Genomic DNA, 12,867 nt, shown 5'->3' on the forward strand with positions numbered 1-12,867 from the left:
TATGCTTACGCTTTGCGTTCCAGCAGCACACCCGCTTCCATATGGTGGGTAAATAGAATCTTTGGTCCGTCAAAGTCTACAGAGTTATATATTTTAATTGTAACGTGATGATTTGTAGTGTTTTTTGTGATCTTATTGTCCGTTGGAGTCCAAAGCCTTACAATAGAAACTCGGTGTTTCCCGTACCCCACGCCGTACCCAGAGCCGTACCCAGAAATGCAGAGGTTTTCCAACGATGACGAAACGAATCAGTACCAATGCAACGTTGCAAGCATTGAAGCCACAGGATAAGGAATACTCGATCCCCGATAAGAAGGTCGAAGGATTGAACATTCGAGTTCGTCCAACAGGCACAATGACTTGGATCTTTCGTTTTCAAGTAGGGAAGAAACACGAAAAAATCTCTATGGGTCGATACATTAAGATCAAACCAGAGCGCGGGATGACATTGGATCAGGCGCGAAAGGAAGCTGGCCGTTATCGAAGTTGGTTGGAGAATGGTAAGAACCCAAAGGTTGAACTAGATATAGAGAAACGAGCGCAAGATGAAGCGAAAACCTTTGATGATGCGTTTATTAGCTTTGATGAGAAACGGCTATCAAAACAGCTACGGGGTGACCAGTCGAGGACCATTTACAATCGAGATATCAAGCCAGTTCTCGGTAACATCAAATTGGCAGATTTAAGCATATATGACCTTAATAGGGTCTTTGATGCTAAGGTTGATAAAGACGGTAAGCGTATGGCGGGGGCCATTGGAGTTTGCCATAAAATCATCAACCAAGTGATTAACCATGCCCTAGCGCTAAATATGCTCGATACTCATCCTGCACCCCAACTGAAAGCAAAAGACGTTGGTGGCGGCTCTAAAGTCACAAAACGTAATTTAAGCTTTTCAGAGTTAAAGATTCTGTTAACGAGTATGCCGTCATGGCGTACAGATCCCTCGAACATCCGTTTAATGCAGTTCTTACTTGGTTGTGGACAGCGTATTAGTGCCGTACTGGAAATGCGTTGGAGTGAGTTAGATTTTGATGAGGGAATTTGGCTACTACCAGCCAGCTCAGAAGAGCGGCACACTAAAAGCCAAGACGCACGTAAAGTGCCTTTAAGTGGCTACTTGCTTGCACTTCTAAACGAGCAGCGTGACAGTGTGCCAAGTAAGTGGAAGTTGGTATGGCCCCAACTAATGGTCGATAGAGTGCAAGAACCTGCGGCTGTACGGGCATTGATCAAACGTAATCTACCTAGCGACTTTGAGCGCTTTTCACCTCATGACTTGCGTCGTACCTTTATCAGTCGTTGTAGTGAAATGGGGTTAGATATCGTAGCGATTGAAAAGACAGTCGGCCACCAGCTGCCTGGTATGCTCAGAGTCTATAACCATCATGATTATATCGATGAGCAGTTGAAGGTTCTGGAGGCATGGGGTAACAAGTTGCAATCGCTAATGGAAGCGAACGTCCACCCGTTACCCTCTGCTAAGATGGCCTAATTTAGTCTTTTCTTTACGGTCAGATTAACCGCTCTTTATGGAGCGGTGTCTGTTCGAATTGTGTATAGCTTGATTAAGATTTAGCTGATGCGCGTCCGGTCTTTTCTCGATACTGCTTTTGCTTCCATGCTTTCATCATTGTGTACATAACTTCATTAGAAAGTAAGTTGAATGTACGTAGTGGTGACAACTCTAATTCTCGTGGAAGAGGCTTTTCTCTTCTTACTGCCCCATTTCTACATGTAAATAATGTATCTAATAACGCGATATTCGTATTGTAATACTGTGCTGTCGATATTGGCGGTGTTAGATGAGGTAAAAACTCAAGCTTTGATTTTATGTAGTTGTAAATCCATATGTTTTGCTTCTTATTCTTCGGATCTATCCATGAATAGTCGGGGCGTAGCTCGTTAGCTATGTATAACCATTTTTCCTTTAGAAGCGACATCAACCTATCTTTAGCTAACGTATTAGCTTGCCATTGGTCAAAGAACTCATAGATAAGCTCATGAGCTTCAATTCGGCTTAATGGTAACTGATTTAAGCCTGATTTTTTATACGGATTTGTCTCTTCATTATGTAAATTGTTTTTACAGTATGGCGTTCCAAAGGCGTAGTCAAATCCTCGCTTATGGACATCTAAGTCATCTGAGATAGTTGAGACAAATCTTAGTAACGACCAAGCAAAGTAAACAATTCTATCCTCTTTTTTATCTATCCAAGCGAATGAACGATCAGCTAGTAATGACTTTAAAGCCTGTTTGTTCATATCTTCAATCTTAGGCTCTAGGTCATTACGTTGATTATCTAGTGCCAACTTAATTTTACGCTGTAACTCTTCTTTATCTTGGCTTTGAAATGTGAAGCGTATGTCTGCATGGGCGGAAATATAAGCAGCATAAAATCTTAAGTATCGGATGTTGTTTGCTCTAAACAATCCCTTATCAGCAAGTTCTTTTTCTGTTTTATTCATGATGATTTATCGATGTCTATTTGATGACTTACTGTATCAAAATTGTAGTTTTAATGAAGTTTTTTAAATGATTTAATGTCAATTTTAATGAGTTTAATATGTGGTGTTTCTGATGGTTTTTTGTAGTAAAAAAGTTCCTAAATTATACTTTGATTATGAACGGCGTTAGTTCTAAATCTAGTAATTACAGGGTCTGTCGCTTTGTTCTAGACATTTTTGCAATGGTTTTTTCATGATAATGTTCGAGTGACGTAAAGGGGAATATTTCTTTTTTCAGTTGGTTAACTGTTTTTGAAGAAGAGGAAAGAGTAAGTGAGCTAATGTAAGCGTGTTATTTGTGACACTGTGTTCACAACACCGTGATGTATCGTTGTTGGTATAGGTAATATACATAACTACCAACTACTAAAACTTACGTTACTCCCTGTGTGTATGAGAGACACACGAATAGGGATAACAACACCATGAATCACCAGTACACATCTGAAGACAAGTTCAACAACTACGACCTACCTCAACCAACGAAACGAAAGCAACGATTCTTCTATCGTAAGTTTCACCTCTACAAGATTTCTCAATTGATAGAGAAAGCATTGAAGTATCACCCTAGGCTATCCGTCTTTCGGATAGACCTACACTTACCCGAAGATTTCGATGATGCAGATTCGAAAGTCATCACTCGATTCTTCAAATCCCTAAATGCCAAATTGGACGTAGATATAAAACGTAAAGAGAAAAGCTGGGGAAGGGGTTTAAAGAACAAGACCAGTTACATCTGGGCAAAAGAGAAGAATACCTCTGAGCAGTACCACTACCATGTGGCTATTTTCTTGAATAAAGATATCTATTATCAACTCGGGGATGTTGGGGCGTCAGATGGCTCTCTAGCCGACTTGATTAAGCAAGCATGGTGCAGCGCTATCAAACAGGAGAAACCAGCATTGGTCCATTTCTGCAAGAATGGTGTGTATCGCTTAAACCTGAAAGCATCGGATATTGAACAATCGAAGAATGAGCTATTCAAAAGGGTGTGCTATTTCGCGAAACCTAATTCAAAGGTATACGGAGGGACTATGAGAAACTTCGCTACTAGCTCTTAATCCCCTTAAAAATTACGTTGGAAACAGTTCCTGTGGGAATCACAACAAACCACAGGAACCAATCATGACTCATCAACTCAACGTAGCTCATCAAAGAGTCCACACCATCACTCATGACAGAACCTTCAATGGGAAACCACTCTACTACTTTGAGGATGGTCTCGTCCTCGAATACCTAGAGGGGATAGACCGAGTACTGACTGAAGCACTAAACCAATACCCAAGAATCTTTGCTGTTCACATCAACCTAAACCTACCGAGTGACTTTGAGGGAGATTACCTAATGGTGTTTGCCCAGTTCTTTCGTATTTTGGAATCGGAGACTAATGCACTCTGTAAGGACAAATACACCGACAGAACTTATCAATACCAGCAAACGGTCATTCGCTATATCTGGACGAAGGCGAATGAATCCACCAGCCAGCACCACCATCATCTTATCTTGCTCTTTGATAGGGATCTCTTTCAAAACTTAGGTACTGGTCGAGAGGGTTGGGGGCGTTTTCTCTACAAAAAAGTGAGGAAGACATGGGATAGGGTGGTTGAAGCTAATTACAGCCAACCATGCTCTGGATTAGCCTACTCTCCTACGAATGAAGGTTTTGAGCTGTTGTCAGACGCTGAAGTGTTCCCGTTACAGTTAAACGAGTTCTTCTATCGAATCAGTCGTCTCGCGAAGCCCATTGCCAACTTGAACGATCACCGAAATAAGAGCTTTGGTTGCAGTCACGACTGACCTTAAAAAAATACAACGCGAGCAATGCCTATGTCATTCACACACAAAAAGGCATTACTCATGGCAAATAGAACTTACCTCCCAAGCATTACCCTTGATAGAACTTTTGAAGATTACCCGCTGTATTACAGCGACAAGGGGTTATACGAGTCAGCACTGACCTCGATGGTCGATGTCTTTGAACAGGCACTCAGTCAGTTTGACATCGTTCTCACTACACGTTTGGACTTATACCTGCCTAAAGATCATCAAGACACCAATCTCAGTACCCTTAAGGACTACTTTGAAATCCTGAAAGAGAAGCTGAACACCAATTCGTTGCATTACGTGTGGCGTAAGCGAGCGGATAGCCGTTCGCACCATTATCAAGTGATGTTGTTTACTGATTATAAACAGCATTTTGGTGATGTTATTTCCATGGACAAGCGTAACGAAATTGTGGGGCATCTGAAAACTGCTTGGGGAGAAGCGATGAAAAAGCACTACAAAGGCAATGAGCGCTCAATGGTCCAACTGAACGACCGAGGGAACTATAGCTTGGGTACACGCTGTAAGAGCACAGATACTGACATAAAGAACTGCGTCTATAAACGGATGAGTAGTCTTGCTGAAGCGTGGAGCGAGACGGTGTACTGCTTTGGCTCTAGCTTGGAGTAGGCCGACTGCATTTTTTTACAGTTGCGGCTTATCACATGGGTATATACAAGAGGAGACAATTCCCATGAGATTTCTACGACTAAAAGAAGTGATGTCACTTACAGGGCTAGGCCGTTCAACTATCTACAAGTTCATGGCAGATGAAACCGACTTTCCTAAGAGTGTGCCACTCGGTGGACGAGCGGTAGCTTGGGTAGAAAGTGAAATCGAGGAATGGATGGAATCGCGTCTGAGTATGCGAGACAACCAAGAATCCTTTCAGTAACACAAACATCAACGGGGCGCTGGCTAAGCAAAGTCATGCGCCCTTTTTGCAATTAGAGAGAGATAAAAAATGAGTTATTCAATTTACGTAGACGGCGCTGCACCAAACAATCAACACGTCTGTATGAGAGGTGGTATCGGGCTGGTGGTGATGGATGAAGACAATGAGATAGTCCATGAAGAGAGCATCACCATTGACCGAGAGACGGATTGTGCGGAGCTGGAGTTACTGGCATTTATCGAAGGGCTGGAGTATGCCGAAGATGGTGATGTTATCTATTCAGATAATGATTACTGTGTTAAAGGTTTCAACATTTGGCTTGATGACTGGAAAGACCGAGGGTGGCGTAAAGCGAATAAGAAGCCGGTTAAGCATCGGCAACTCTGGAAACAAGTCGATGAACTGCGTTCTAGAAAGTATGTCGAGGTACTTAAAGTCAAAGCTCATTCTGGTGTCAGAGGGAATGAGATAGCGGATTCGTTAGCAGTTGATGCTGCTAGAAGTGATATCGATTGATGTAATAATGCGGTTTGTAGGCTCAATCTAACAAGCCGCTATTACCTGTTATTTGCGTTTTTGTAGATAACATATATCTGAAGGTGGATGCGATGAGGAAGCAAGAGTTGGCATTAGACTAACCGCTCTCTTAGCAAGTTTTTCCCCATACCTTGTTTCGCATAACTTAACCAGCTCTGCTTGGTACTGGATTGTAGGCCTAATTTTTGTAATGCTAGTAAGTGTCTACCATTTCAGTGGCGATTCAACTATCGCCCAGCAAGATGCGCAACCTGATAGAACTCAAATACAACACCATTGGCGATGCTGTTGAGGTATTTGGTTCACCAGCAGCAATCAGAGAAACCTTTATTGGGTTTCAGAAGTATCTTTATGAAAGATCGTTCAGGAATATGTATACTGTATTTATAGACAGTAATTAGGGTGGTGAGGATGGATCTTTCAAATACCTTGGATAAAATCGGGTTGTACATACTTTCACTACTGGTTTTATTTGTTTTTATTATATTTTTGACTGTAGATGTTCCGTACTGTTTTGGCGAGAATTGCGAATTTGTTGGCTTCAGTGCATTTGCAGACATTGCAAAGAAAAACTTTTCTAGCATCTTGTCGCTGCTGGGGTTGGTTGCAGGTGTGTATTTCTATTTTCGGTTTGAGAATGAAGTGAAAGGTGGCTCTCTTGATGTCATGAAGATCGAGAAGTCCAGCAGTGAGAGCTATGAGCACTTGGTGTTTTTAGCAACTTATATCCTGCCATTCATTGGTTTTACTTTTGATGAGACAAGAAAGACGATTGCTTACTTCTTACTTTTGGCAGTTATTGGATTAATTTTCATCAAAACCGATAAATATTATGCTAACCCAACACTGGCTTTATTGGGTTACAAGTTATTTAAAACTGACGTGAGTTGTAGAGGCACTCAGTATAAAAATATGGTCATTATTTCAACGAGTGAGTTGAGTGAAGGTGACCAAGTAAATTTCAAGTTCTTATCTAACAGTGTTTGTTTTGCAAGGAAGGTCGAATGACAGTTGAACAGTTCAAAAACAAGGTGAGGGCAATTGTTGATGATTGCATTGGTATCAAAATGTTCTTTGTTGATGACGAAGCAAACATTAGAGATTCGGATGTTGATAATGCTGCACTGGTCCGCTTAAAAACGAGCATGGTCTCAAAGTTAAAGACTGGGATCGTGGAAAATGAATCATTGTCGATGCCTCTATTATCGGACGCTGATGAAAGGAAAAACGCTCTTTATAAGTTTGACTTTGACGACAAGCCACTTGAATTTGACCTGTTAGAACAAGCCTTACAACTAAGAGTTAATGCACCTGATAAGTACCAAGTCGGGGACGGGGATTTTGATGATATCAGTGCAATAATCGTTGTACTGACGGGGCGAAACAACGAAACAATTACACTCTACAAGCATCAGTACACAGTGTCAGTACTCAAAGCTGAACAAGGTGCATTGAATCTGTTCAAATCAAATAATAGATTGTCTGAACTTGAATCAAACATCCTGAAGATAGATCCCAATTTCGTATTTCTTAAGCTTGATAACGATTATTACGTTGAAAATGTTAAAACGCTGGAGTCATATCTTGGGTTCCACGATGTAATCAAAGACACAGCCGCCAAATGCGTAGCAAAACTCACAGATATGGCGTTGATCGAAGATACTGCACCGCTAGTCGAACGGGTAGAAGGCGAGGATATGGCGTTTTCTCGTAAACTAGCAAAGGTTGCCCGCAACTCGCCAGTAATGGGAGCAGTAGCAAACAACGACATCATCGCTTTTGCACAGAAACACAAATACCTGTCAAAACTACTAAAACTCAATGACGCAGGGGATAAGTTTGTCTTAAAGACAAAAATATCTCAGAACCATTTTATTAAACTTATGAGTGATGACTACTTGGAGTCAGAGTTGACAAATATTCAATATGACAGTTTGGCCAAAGACAAACTGGAATAGCAATTCAGGTTTAATTTAAAAGCTATGACGCGCTACGAAAATAAATAGGTAGTTGGTATTCACGTAGCGTCGCGTGGCACCTGTAATACACGATTGGTTAAGAATGGGGAGCGTAATTGCTCCCCATTGTCATTTTTTACCGTCGCTGGTGGTAGGTATTACTTTTCTTTGACTGCTTCACAGCCTTCAGGAACGGTGATGCTCGCTACGTCTTTACCTGCCTGTTGCGCCGTTTTCACATCCATTTTGTATTGAGTACATTTGCCTACACTAACGTTGACGGCTCCCGAATCTGCGGATGGATTACCGCCCAGTGTACCACCAGCAAAGGCGGAAGAGGCAGAGAAAGCTAACGCTGTAGTGATAAGTAGAGATGACTTATTCATAGTTGATCCTTAAGAGTTGGTTGAGTGTGTTATTTGGGAATTGAAAGTTAGAAGGTGTAGACAAAGGTGCCAGCGCTGGAGGTGACTTCGATTTCTTTCACGCTGTCTACGGTGCAGTTGTTGCTGTATCCGGTGTAGGTTTGACCGAACTTCAATGAAACGTTTCTTGATAGCTCCGAGGTTGTGCCTGCGGGTAATCGGCAGTTGCCACGGTTAATCACCACATTGCTAATTACGGTGCTGTCGGTGATGGCTTGCAGGTCAAAAACCAATGTTCCCCAATGCGAGTTAGTCGATATCGACACTTCAATATCTGCTGTTGCTGCTTGAGTCTCTTCTTGGTCGCCACAAGCGGTGAGCCCGATAAACAGGATGGTCATAGCGGCGTATCGGAGTAGGGTGTTGGTTAATGTCATAACGGTGCTCTCCTTATCGGTGAGTGAAATTCAGGACGCACTGATTCCATCGTGTTCACGCATGAACCGTTCAAGGTTGAAATCAGTCGGATAGGTAAAAGAAAACGTCGATACACTGGCCTCATCAATCAAAGGCAAGGCTAGGGTACGTATCGTGTGTTGACCGGATAATCGAAAGAGCAGCAAGAGCGCGTCACACTGAACCGAGAGTCCCATTGGCTCAATGAGCGCCTTCTCTTGCTGCAATACTTGGCTCGATATCTTGAGCATACGGTTGTGCAGTAATGCCGTGTGTACCGCATTCAACACTTGCCGTTGCTCGTCACTCCACTCGCGAATTGTGGGCAAATACACATGTACTTTTGCTAACCATGCTTGTTCTTTTGAATGTGCTGAACCCTTGTGTGGTAAAGGTTTGTCTCTCTCCGAGGAGGACCCTTGACCATAATTCAGTGCATCAGGAACCAGCGGTAGTAAGTACTTGTTGGTCAGTTGCCAATAGAGCATTTCCTGCTTGTTGAGCTTCAGTAATTGCTCTGAGGTTTTACGATAAACATGGGGCATGCTCATCGAATCACACTCCACGTTAAACACTTCCACAATGATGTCATCGAGGTAGCGTTTAATGCTGCGCGTGGTGCGGTGAATATCGAGTAGGGCTAACTGCTGCTGCAACTCCCTAACGGTGATCCATCGATGTTGAGGAATAAGCATCAGCGTGTGCAGCAAAGCGGATAACCCTTCAATGCTGGTTTTATTGCTCATGACTACGCTCTCAATACATCAAAGCTCCACACCGGAGTCGGACATTTAATGTCGGGAGAATAGAGGTGGGTCAGACACATAATGTCCAACGGTGAAAACAGCATCAATCGGCATCACCAAAGCGTGAGCCGATTAACATTAACGAGGCTTATGCTTATCACTGAGCTCGGCAATGGCTGCCAATAACCCAATCAACAGCACCACCAGAAACCCTAAAGTAGATAAGGCTCCAATGGCACCGAAGAACGGGGAAAGAGAGAACAACGTAATGAGGGCAGTGACAAGTTTGATGGTTTGTAGAAGAAGGGAAGTCATGAGTTATTGCGGGGTAACGGCTATCTCGTTGTAGGAGTCCATATCGACATAGGCAAGAAAGTTATTCTCCCATAGCCGATACAGCTCTTTCGCATCACGGCTACCTTGCATCGGTAGCCAGCCACGATAGGCCACAAAGAACTGCCCAACCCGAAAATCAAAATCCAAGTTGCGCTCTAGCTCTGGATAGTAGTTGCCCATATAAGCAAAGTCAGTGATGTACTCAACGCTCCATTCCCCTGTTGAAGTTTGGCAAATCGCCATCTCAACCGGATGGAACCCGCCTTCTTCCGCGCTGTAACTTTTATCGCGAAAGTTAAACACCAGATAACGGCTAGTGGTCAGTGCTTCATTGCTCAGAAAATGAGCGGTGAGCTGTTCACTTAACAGCTTATGCAGTTTCTTTGACACAGGTAGTAATGATGCTGTAAAGGTTAATTTGGACATAGTGAGTCCTCCTTGTTTCAGGATTCAAATAAGAAATGAGAGAGTGAGAGTTATTGGAACGTGCCGACCATCGTCAGTTGCACATCATCGAAAACGTTTCTGGAAAGGTGACGAGCAAAGGCTTTCATCCATACCGAGAGCAGCTCTTGTACCTCTGGGTGGGATAAATCCGTGCTCCCCGCATCGGGTTGATAGCACCAGCGATTAGCAAGGTGAAAGTACAACTCAGGCTCAACGGTTGTGCTGTTGTCATCGGGATAAGAGAAGCTGGCAAAGAACACCACCAGCCAAGGGCTAGAGGCAGACTCACGTTTAAGCTGTATCTCTATCGGATGCAAACCTTGTCGGTGTCGGTAGTAACTCATCTGACGGCAGTTCAATACGAGTCGCTCCGCATTGTCCGAGATGGTGTATCGATTCAAAAGTGCTTCCAATGACGCATGTAAAGCATCATCAATAGAAAGCTCACCATAATGTCGCTCAATCATAACCACCCCCTTTCAGCAAACGAGGTGCAGGTATCTCCTGTCACGATATGGTCAAGCACGCGAACATCCACCAGCGCTAAAGCGTCTTTGAGTCTTTCGGTTATGCGTCTATCGGCTTGAGACGGCGTTGAATCACCGGATGGATGGTTATGGGCAAATATCACCGCTGCGGCATTCACTTCTAACACTGCTTTCACCACTTCTCGCGGGTAGACGCTAGCAGCATCCACCGTTCCCTGAAACAGCTCTTTAAACTCAATCAGTCGGTTTTGGTTATCCAGCAGCAATAAGGTAAAGACTTCACGCTCATAGCAGCCTAGCTTGCAGCGCACATACTCTTTGGTGGCATCAGGATTGGTTAGGGCATCACCACGCACGTAGCGTGTAGCCAGTATCTCCGCCGCATGCTCTAGGATTTCATTTTCCTGATAGCGTTGCTGCTTTTGGTAATCGGGAGTTTTGGTATTCATTTCAGGCTCCTGTCGGAATCAATGATGGGTATTCACATTGATGACATATGCCTGAAGATTTTTGGATTGAGGTTTATGACTTAGCAACAAGTAGAATCTGAACAAGATCTCTTAACTTGACAAAACTTGACCTGGTCATATACTCACCACATGCAAAAAGTACTTAATATAGAAAACGCTACTGAAGCGATGCAAAAGAAAGGACTGACACAGACCGCTGTGGCAGAAGGCCTTGCTGTATCCAAAGAAGCAGTTTCGCAGTGGCTAAATGCCAAGTCATTCCCACGCCCGAACAAGCTACTCCAGCTTGGTAAGCTGCTGGGTTTGACGTTTGATCAACTTGTTATCAAACAAGAGCTTAATACTCCCAAAGTAGCCTTTCGTAAAAAGGGCTCAGCAAAAACAAAAAGTCATCATGTAGAGAAAGCTCAGGAGATGGGACGTTTTTTACGTCATCTTGTGCCTTACCTTCCTTTTGATACGTTTGAAATGCCTCCTGTGCTTAAGTCGCCAAATTGTGACTATGACTATTTACACAAAGTAGCGGCAAAGGTGCGGGAAGACATCAATGTTGGGCCGACGGATAAGATTGACTTCAAACATCTGATTCGCCGTTTCAGTGAATTACAGGCGGTTGTCATTCCTGTTTTATGGGGTACAAAGCAACGCCATGAGAACGCTATCCATATCTACTTACCTGATTCTCAAAGTACTTGGGTTTATCTGAATCTTGATACCAATATTCATGATTTCAAGTTTTGGATGGCGCATGAGTTGGGACATTGCATGTCTCCCGGATTGGAAGGCGATGAGGCTGAAGATTTTGCTGATGCATTTGCTGGTTGCTTATTATACCCGGCAGAATTGGCAGAACAGGCTTACAAGGAACTAGTTGCAGTAGCTACTCCTTCAGCAAAAATAAATAGACTAAAAGAATTGGCCGAGAAACAGGTTATCTCGCCAAACTCAGTGCTTCAGCAAGTCAACAAATATGCGGTTCGAATGGGGTGCCCAGAGATAAATATGGGTAACTCATTTTTTGCTGCAGTAACGAAATTCAATCAACAGTATCCTAACTTAAGCGAAGCTCTACTTAAGCCTACAGGTCTTGATGAACAAGGCAACCCTACAGCAAGAGCTTATATTGACTTAGTCAATGAAGGTTTTGAAACACCAATATTTGAACTTCTGAAAGCCTACATAAAAGAACACAACAAAGGACCAGGATTTGTGCAAACTGTGCTGGATATGCCACTGCTTGATGCCCGGAGTATCCACACAGAGTTGACCTGATGCCTCAATCCAAGATTCTAGTAGATACCAACGCCTACCTTCGATTGGCAAAAACGATAAGACCACTGTTGTTCGTCTCTTTTGGGGACGAACAGTACTGCTTGTATATTTTACCCGAACTGAATCAAGAACTAGCTGGCCGAAAACTTCAAAGCAAGTTTCCTTGGACGGAAGACTACGAGTTTCTTGAAAACCGGAAACACTTTCCAAGTATTAGCCGAAAGCAGAAGCAATCCATCAAAGATACATTCGAGTACGTCTGGTATTATGTCCAAACTGACCTGTCCGGTCCTTCTCGAGTGGATGCTTGGTATATTGCTTACGCCCTTGAACTTGGTGTTCCTGTCGTTACCGATGATCAAGACATGAGCGAATTGGCACGTGTGTTTGATGCGCAGGTGATGTCGACACTAGAGTTACTTAAAATTATGCTGGATTGTGGTCATGCTGATATGAAAACAATCGATGCACTGTGCTCTTACTGGCAACACATATCGGATATGCCAGCGAAATTCCACTCAGATTATCCTCGCCTTTTTGGCAAATCACCGCCGCTTTAAATATCA

The 12,867-nt window shown here is 43.1% G+C and carries 17 protein-coding genes; 10 read left to right on the plus strand and 7 right to left on the minus strand.

Going from position 1 to position 12,867, the window contains the following annotated elements; translation table 11 throughout:
• Nucleotides 1-235: 235 nt before the first annotated feature.
• Nucleotides 236-1,495, plus strand: a complete 1,260-nt coding sequence (locus VFA_RS02530; protein WP_000166747.1) for a tyrosine-type recombinase/integrase — start codon at nt 236-238, stop codon at nt 1,493-1,495.
• 73 nt (nt 1,496-1,568) lie between these two features.
• On the opposite strand, the gene VFA_RS02535 is transcribed toward VFA_RS02530, so the two are convergent.
• The gene (locus VFA_RS02535) at nt 1,569-2,468 is read right to left on the minus strand and encodes a hypothetical protein (RefSeq protein WP_004724436.1); all 900 of its coding nucleotides are present in this window, start codon (nt 2,466-2,468) and stop codon (nt 1,569-1,571) included.
• A 464-nt stretch (nt 2,469-2,932) separates the two neighbouring features.
• On the opposite strand from VFA_RS02535, the gene VFA_RS02540 reads away from it, so the two are divergent.
• The 7 genes from VFA_RS02540 to kwaB all read left to right on the plus strand — a co-directional run bounded on the left by VFA_RS02540 (nt 2,933) and on the right by kwaB (nt 7,721).
• Nucleotides 2,933-3,568 (plus strand): inovirus Gp2 family protein, encoded by a 636-nt coding sequence (locus VFA_RS02540; protein WP_038150738.1) that lies wholly within the window; start codon nt 2,933-2,935, stop codon nt 3,566-3,568.
• Nucleotides 3,569-3,632: 64 nt separating this feature from the next.
• On the plus strand, nt 3,633-4,304 hold the full coding sequence (locus VFA_RS02545; protein ID WP_004724438.1) for an inovirus Gp2 family protein: 672 nt from the start codon (nt 3,633-3,635) through the stop codon (nt 4,302-4,304).
• A gap of 60 nt (nt 4,305-4,364) precedes the next feature.
• Entirely contained in the window at nt 4,365-4,961 is a 597-nt protein-coding gene (locus VFA_RS02550) for a YagK/YfjJ domain-containing protein (RefSeq protein WP_038150740.1), read from the plus strand.
• A gap of 64 nt (nt 4,962-5,025) precedes the next feature.
• Complete coding sequence (locus tag VFA_RS02555; RefSeq protein ID WP_001211744.1) at nt 5,026-5,226, plus strand: AlpA family transcriptional regulator; 201 nt, start codon at nt 5,026-5,028, stop codon at nt 5,224-5,226.
• A gap of 69 nt (nt 5,227-5,295) precedes the next feature.
• Nucleotides 5,296-5,742, plus strand: a complete 447-nt coding sequence (locus VFA_RS02560; RefSeq protein WP_001914521.1) for a ribonuclease HI — start codon at nt 5,296-5,298, stop codon at nt 5,740-5,742.
• Between the two features lie 432 nt (nt 5,743-6,174).
• The gene (gene kwaA / locus VFA_RS02565) at nt 6,175-6,771 is read left to right on the plus strand and encodes an anti-phage protein KwaA (RefSeq protein WP_038150745.1); all 597 of its coding nucleotides are present in this window, start codon (nt 6,175-6,177) and stop codon (nt 6,769-6,771) included.
• The gene (gene kwaB, locus VFA_RS02570) at nt 6,768-7,721 is read left to right on the plus strand and encodes an anti-phage protein KwaB (RefSeq protein ID WP_004724450.1); all 954 of its coding nucleotides are present in this window, start codon (nt 6,768-6,770) and stop codon (nt 7,719-7,721) included. Before kwaA ends, kwaB begins: the two co-directional genes overlap by 4 nt.
• A gap of 158 nt (nt 7,722-7,879) precedes the next feature.
• Here kwaB and VFA_RS02575 read toward each other — a convergent pair whose 3' ends face one another.
• From VFA_RS02575 to radC, 6 genes are all read right to left on the minus strand, one after another.
• Nucleotides 7,880-8,107, minus strand: coding sequence for a hypothetical protein (locus VFA_RS02575; protein ID WP_004724451.1), 228 nt, complete (start codon nt 8,105-8,107; stop codon nt 7,880-7,882).
• A 47-nt stretch (nt 8,108-8,154) separates the two neighbouring features.
• Nucleotides 8,155-8,523, minus strand: a complete 369-nt coding sequence (locus VFA_RS02580) for a hypothetical protein (RefSeq protein ID WP_004724453.1) — start codon at nt 8,521-8,523, stop codon at nt 8,155-8,157.
• A gap of 30 nt (nt 8,524-8,553) precedes the next feature.
• Nucleotides 8,554-9,288, minus strand: coding sequence for a WYL domain-containing protein (locus tag VFA_RS02585; protein WP_004724455.1), 735 nt, complete (start codon nt 9,286-9,288; stop codon nt 8,554-8,556).
• Nucleotides 9,289-9,606: 318 nt separating this feature from the next.
• Nucleotides 9,607-10,050, minus strand: coding sequence for a DUF2787 domain-containing protein (locus VFA_RS02595; RefSeq protein ID WP_004724458.1), 444 nt, complete (start codon nt 10,048-10,050; stop codon nt 9,607-9,609).
• 50 nt (nt 10,051-10,100) lie between these two features.
• Nucleotides 10,101-10,538, minus strand: coding sequence for a DUF2787 domain-containing protein (locus VFA_RS02600; RefSeq protein ID WP_004724461.1), 438 nt, complete (start codon nt 10,536-10,538; stop codon nt 10,101-10,103).
• On the minus strand, nt 10,535-11,008 hold the full coding sequence (radC, locus tag VFA_RS02605; RefSeq protein ID WP_004724462.1) for a RadC family protein: 474 nt from the start codon (nt 11,006-11,008) through the stop codon (nt 10,535-10,537). The genes VFA_RS02600 and radC overlap by 4 nt, the downstream gene beginning before the upstream one ends.
• A 150-nt stretch (nt 11,009-11,158) precedes the next feature.
• Here radC and VFA_RS02610 point away from each other — a divergent pair, with 150 nt between their 5' ends.
• Together VFA_RS02610 and VFA_RS02615 are read left to right on the plus strand one after the other, a co-directional pair.
• Nucleotides 11,159-12,301: an ImmA/IrrE family metallo-endopeptidase gene (locus tag VFA_RS02610; RefSeq protein ID WP_004724463.1), complete on the plus strand. Its 1,143-nt coding sequence runs from the start codon at nt 11,159-11,161 to the stop codon at nt 12,299-12,301.
• Nucleotides 12,301-12,861: a PIN domain-containing protein gene (locus VFA_RS02615; RefSeq protein ID WP_038150747.1), complete on the plus strand. Its 561-nt coding sequence runs from the start codon at nt 12,301-12,303 to the stop codon at nt 12,859-12,861. The genes VFA_RS02610 and VFA_RS02615 overlap by 1 nt, the downstream gene beginning before the upstream one ends.
• Nucleotides 12,862-12,867 lie beyond the last annotated feature (6 nt).

Source organism: Vibrio furnissii CIP 102972 (assembly GCF_000176175.1).
In the GTDB taxonomy this organism is placed as follows: domain Bacteria; phylum Pseudomonadota; class Gammaproteobacteria; order Enterobacterales; family Vibrionaceae; genus Vibrio; species Vibrio furnissii.

What these genes read in the sequence shown, in the direction of transcription:
- VFA_RS02530 (WP_000166747.1), top strand. Translation starts at nt 236, where the DNA reads ATGACGAAACGAATCAGTACCAATGCAACGTTGCAAGCATTGAAGCCA.
- VFA_RS02535 (WP_004724436.1), bottom strand. Translation starts at nt 2,468, where the DNA reads ATGAATAAAACAGAAAAAGAACTTGCTGATAAGGGATTGTTTAGAGCA.
- VFA_RS02540 (WP_038150738.1), top strand. Translation starts at nt 2,933, where the DNA reads ATGAATCACCAGTACACATCTGAAGACAAGTTCAACAACTACGACCTA.
- VFA_RS02545 (WP_004724438.1), top strand. Translation starts at nt 3,633, where the DNA reads ATGACTCATCAACTCAACGTAGCTCATCAAAGAGTCCACACCATCACT.
- VFA_RS02550 (WP_038150740.1), top strand. Translation starts at nt 4,365, where the DNA reads ATGGCAAATAGAACTTACCTCCCAAGCATTACCCTTGATAGAACTTTT.
- VFA_RS02555 (WP_001211744.1), top strand. Translation starts at nt 5,026, where the DNA reads ATGAGATTTCTACGACTAAAAGAAGTGATGTCACTTACAGGGCTAGGC.
- VFA_RS02560 (WP_001914521.1), top strand. Translation starts at nt 5,296, where the DNA reads ATGAGTTATTCAATTTACGTAGACGGCGCTGCACCAAACAATCAACAC.
- kwaA (WP_038150745.1), top strand. Translation starts at nt 6,175, where the DNA reads ATGGATCTTTCAAATACCTTGGATAAAATCGGGTTGTACATACTTTCA.
- kwaB (WP_004724450.1), top strand. Translation starts at nt 6,768, where the DNA reads ATGACAGTTGAACAGTTCAAAAACAAGGTGAGGGCAATTGTTGATGAT.
- VFA_RS02575 (WP_004724451.1), bottom strand. Translation starts at nt 8,107, where the DNA reads ATGAATAAGTCATCTCTACTTATCACTACAGCGTTAGCTTTCTCTGCC.
- VFA_RS02580 (WP_004724453.1), bottom strand. Translation starts at nt 8,523, where the DNA reads ATGACATTAACCAACACCCTACTCCGATACGCCGCTATGACCATCCTG.
- VFA_RS02585 (WP_004724455.1), bottom strand. Translation starts at nt 9,288, where the DNA reads ATGAGCAATAAAACCAGCATTGAAGGGTTATCCGCTTTGCTGCACACG.
- VFA_RS02595 (WP_004724458.1), bottom strand. Translation starts at nt 10,050, where the DNA reads ATGTCCAAATTAACCTTTACAGCATCATTACTACCTGTGTCAAAGAAA.
- VFA_RS02600 (WP_004724461.1), bottom strand. Translation starts at nt 10,538, where the DNA reads ATGATTGAGCGACATTATGGTGAGCTTTCTATTGATGATGCTTTACAT.
- radC (WP_004724462.1), bottom strand. Translation starts at nt 11,008, where the DNA reads ATGAATACCAAAACTCCCGATTACCAAAAGCAGCAACGCTATCAGGAA.
- VFA_RS02610 (WP_004724463.1), top strand. Translation starts at nt 11,159, where the DNA reads ATGCAAAAAGTACTTAATATAGAAAACGCTACTGAAGCGATGCAAAAG.
- VFA_RS02615 (WP_038150747.1), top strand. Translation starts at nt 12,301, where the DNA reads ATGCCTCAATCCAAGATTCTAGTAGATACCAACGCCTACCTTCGATTG.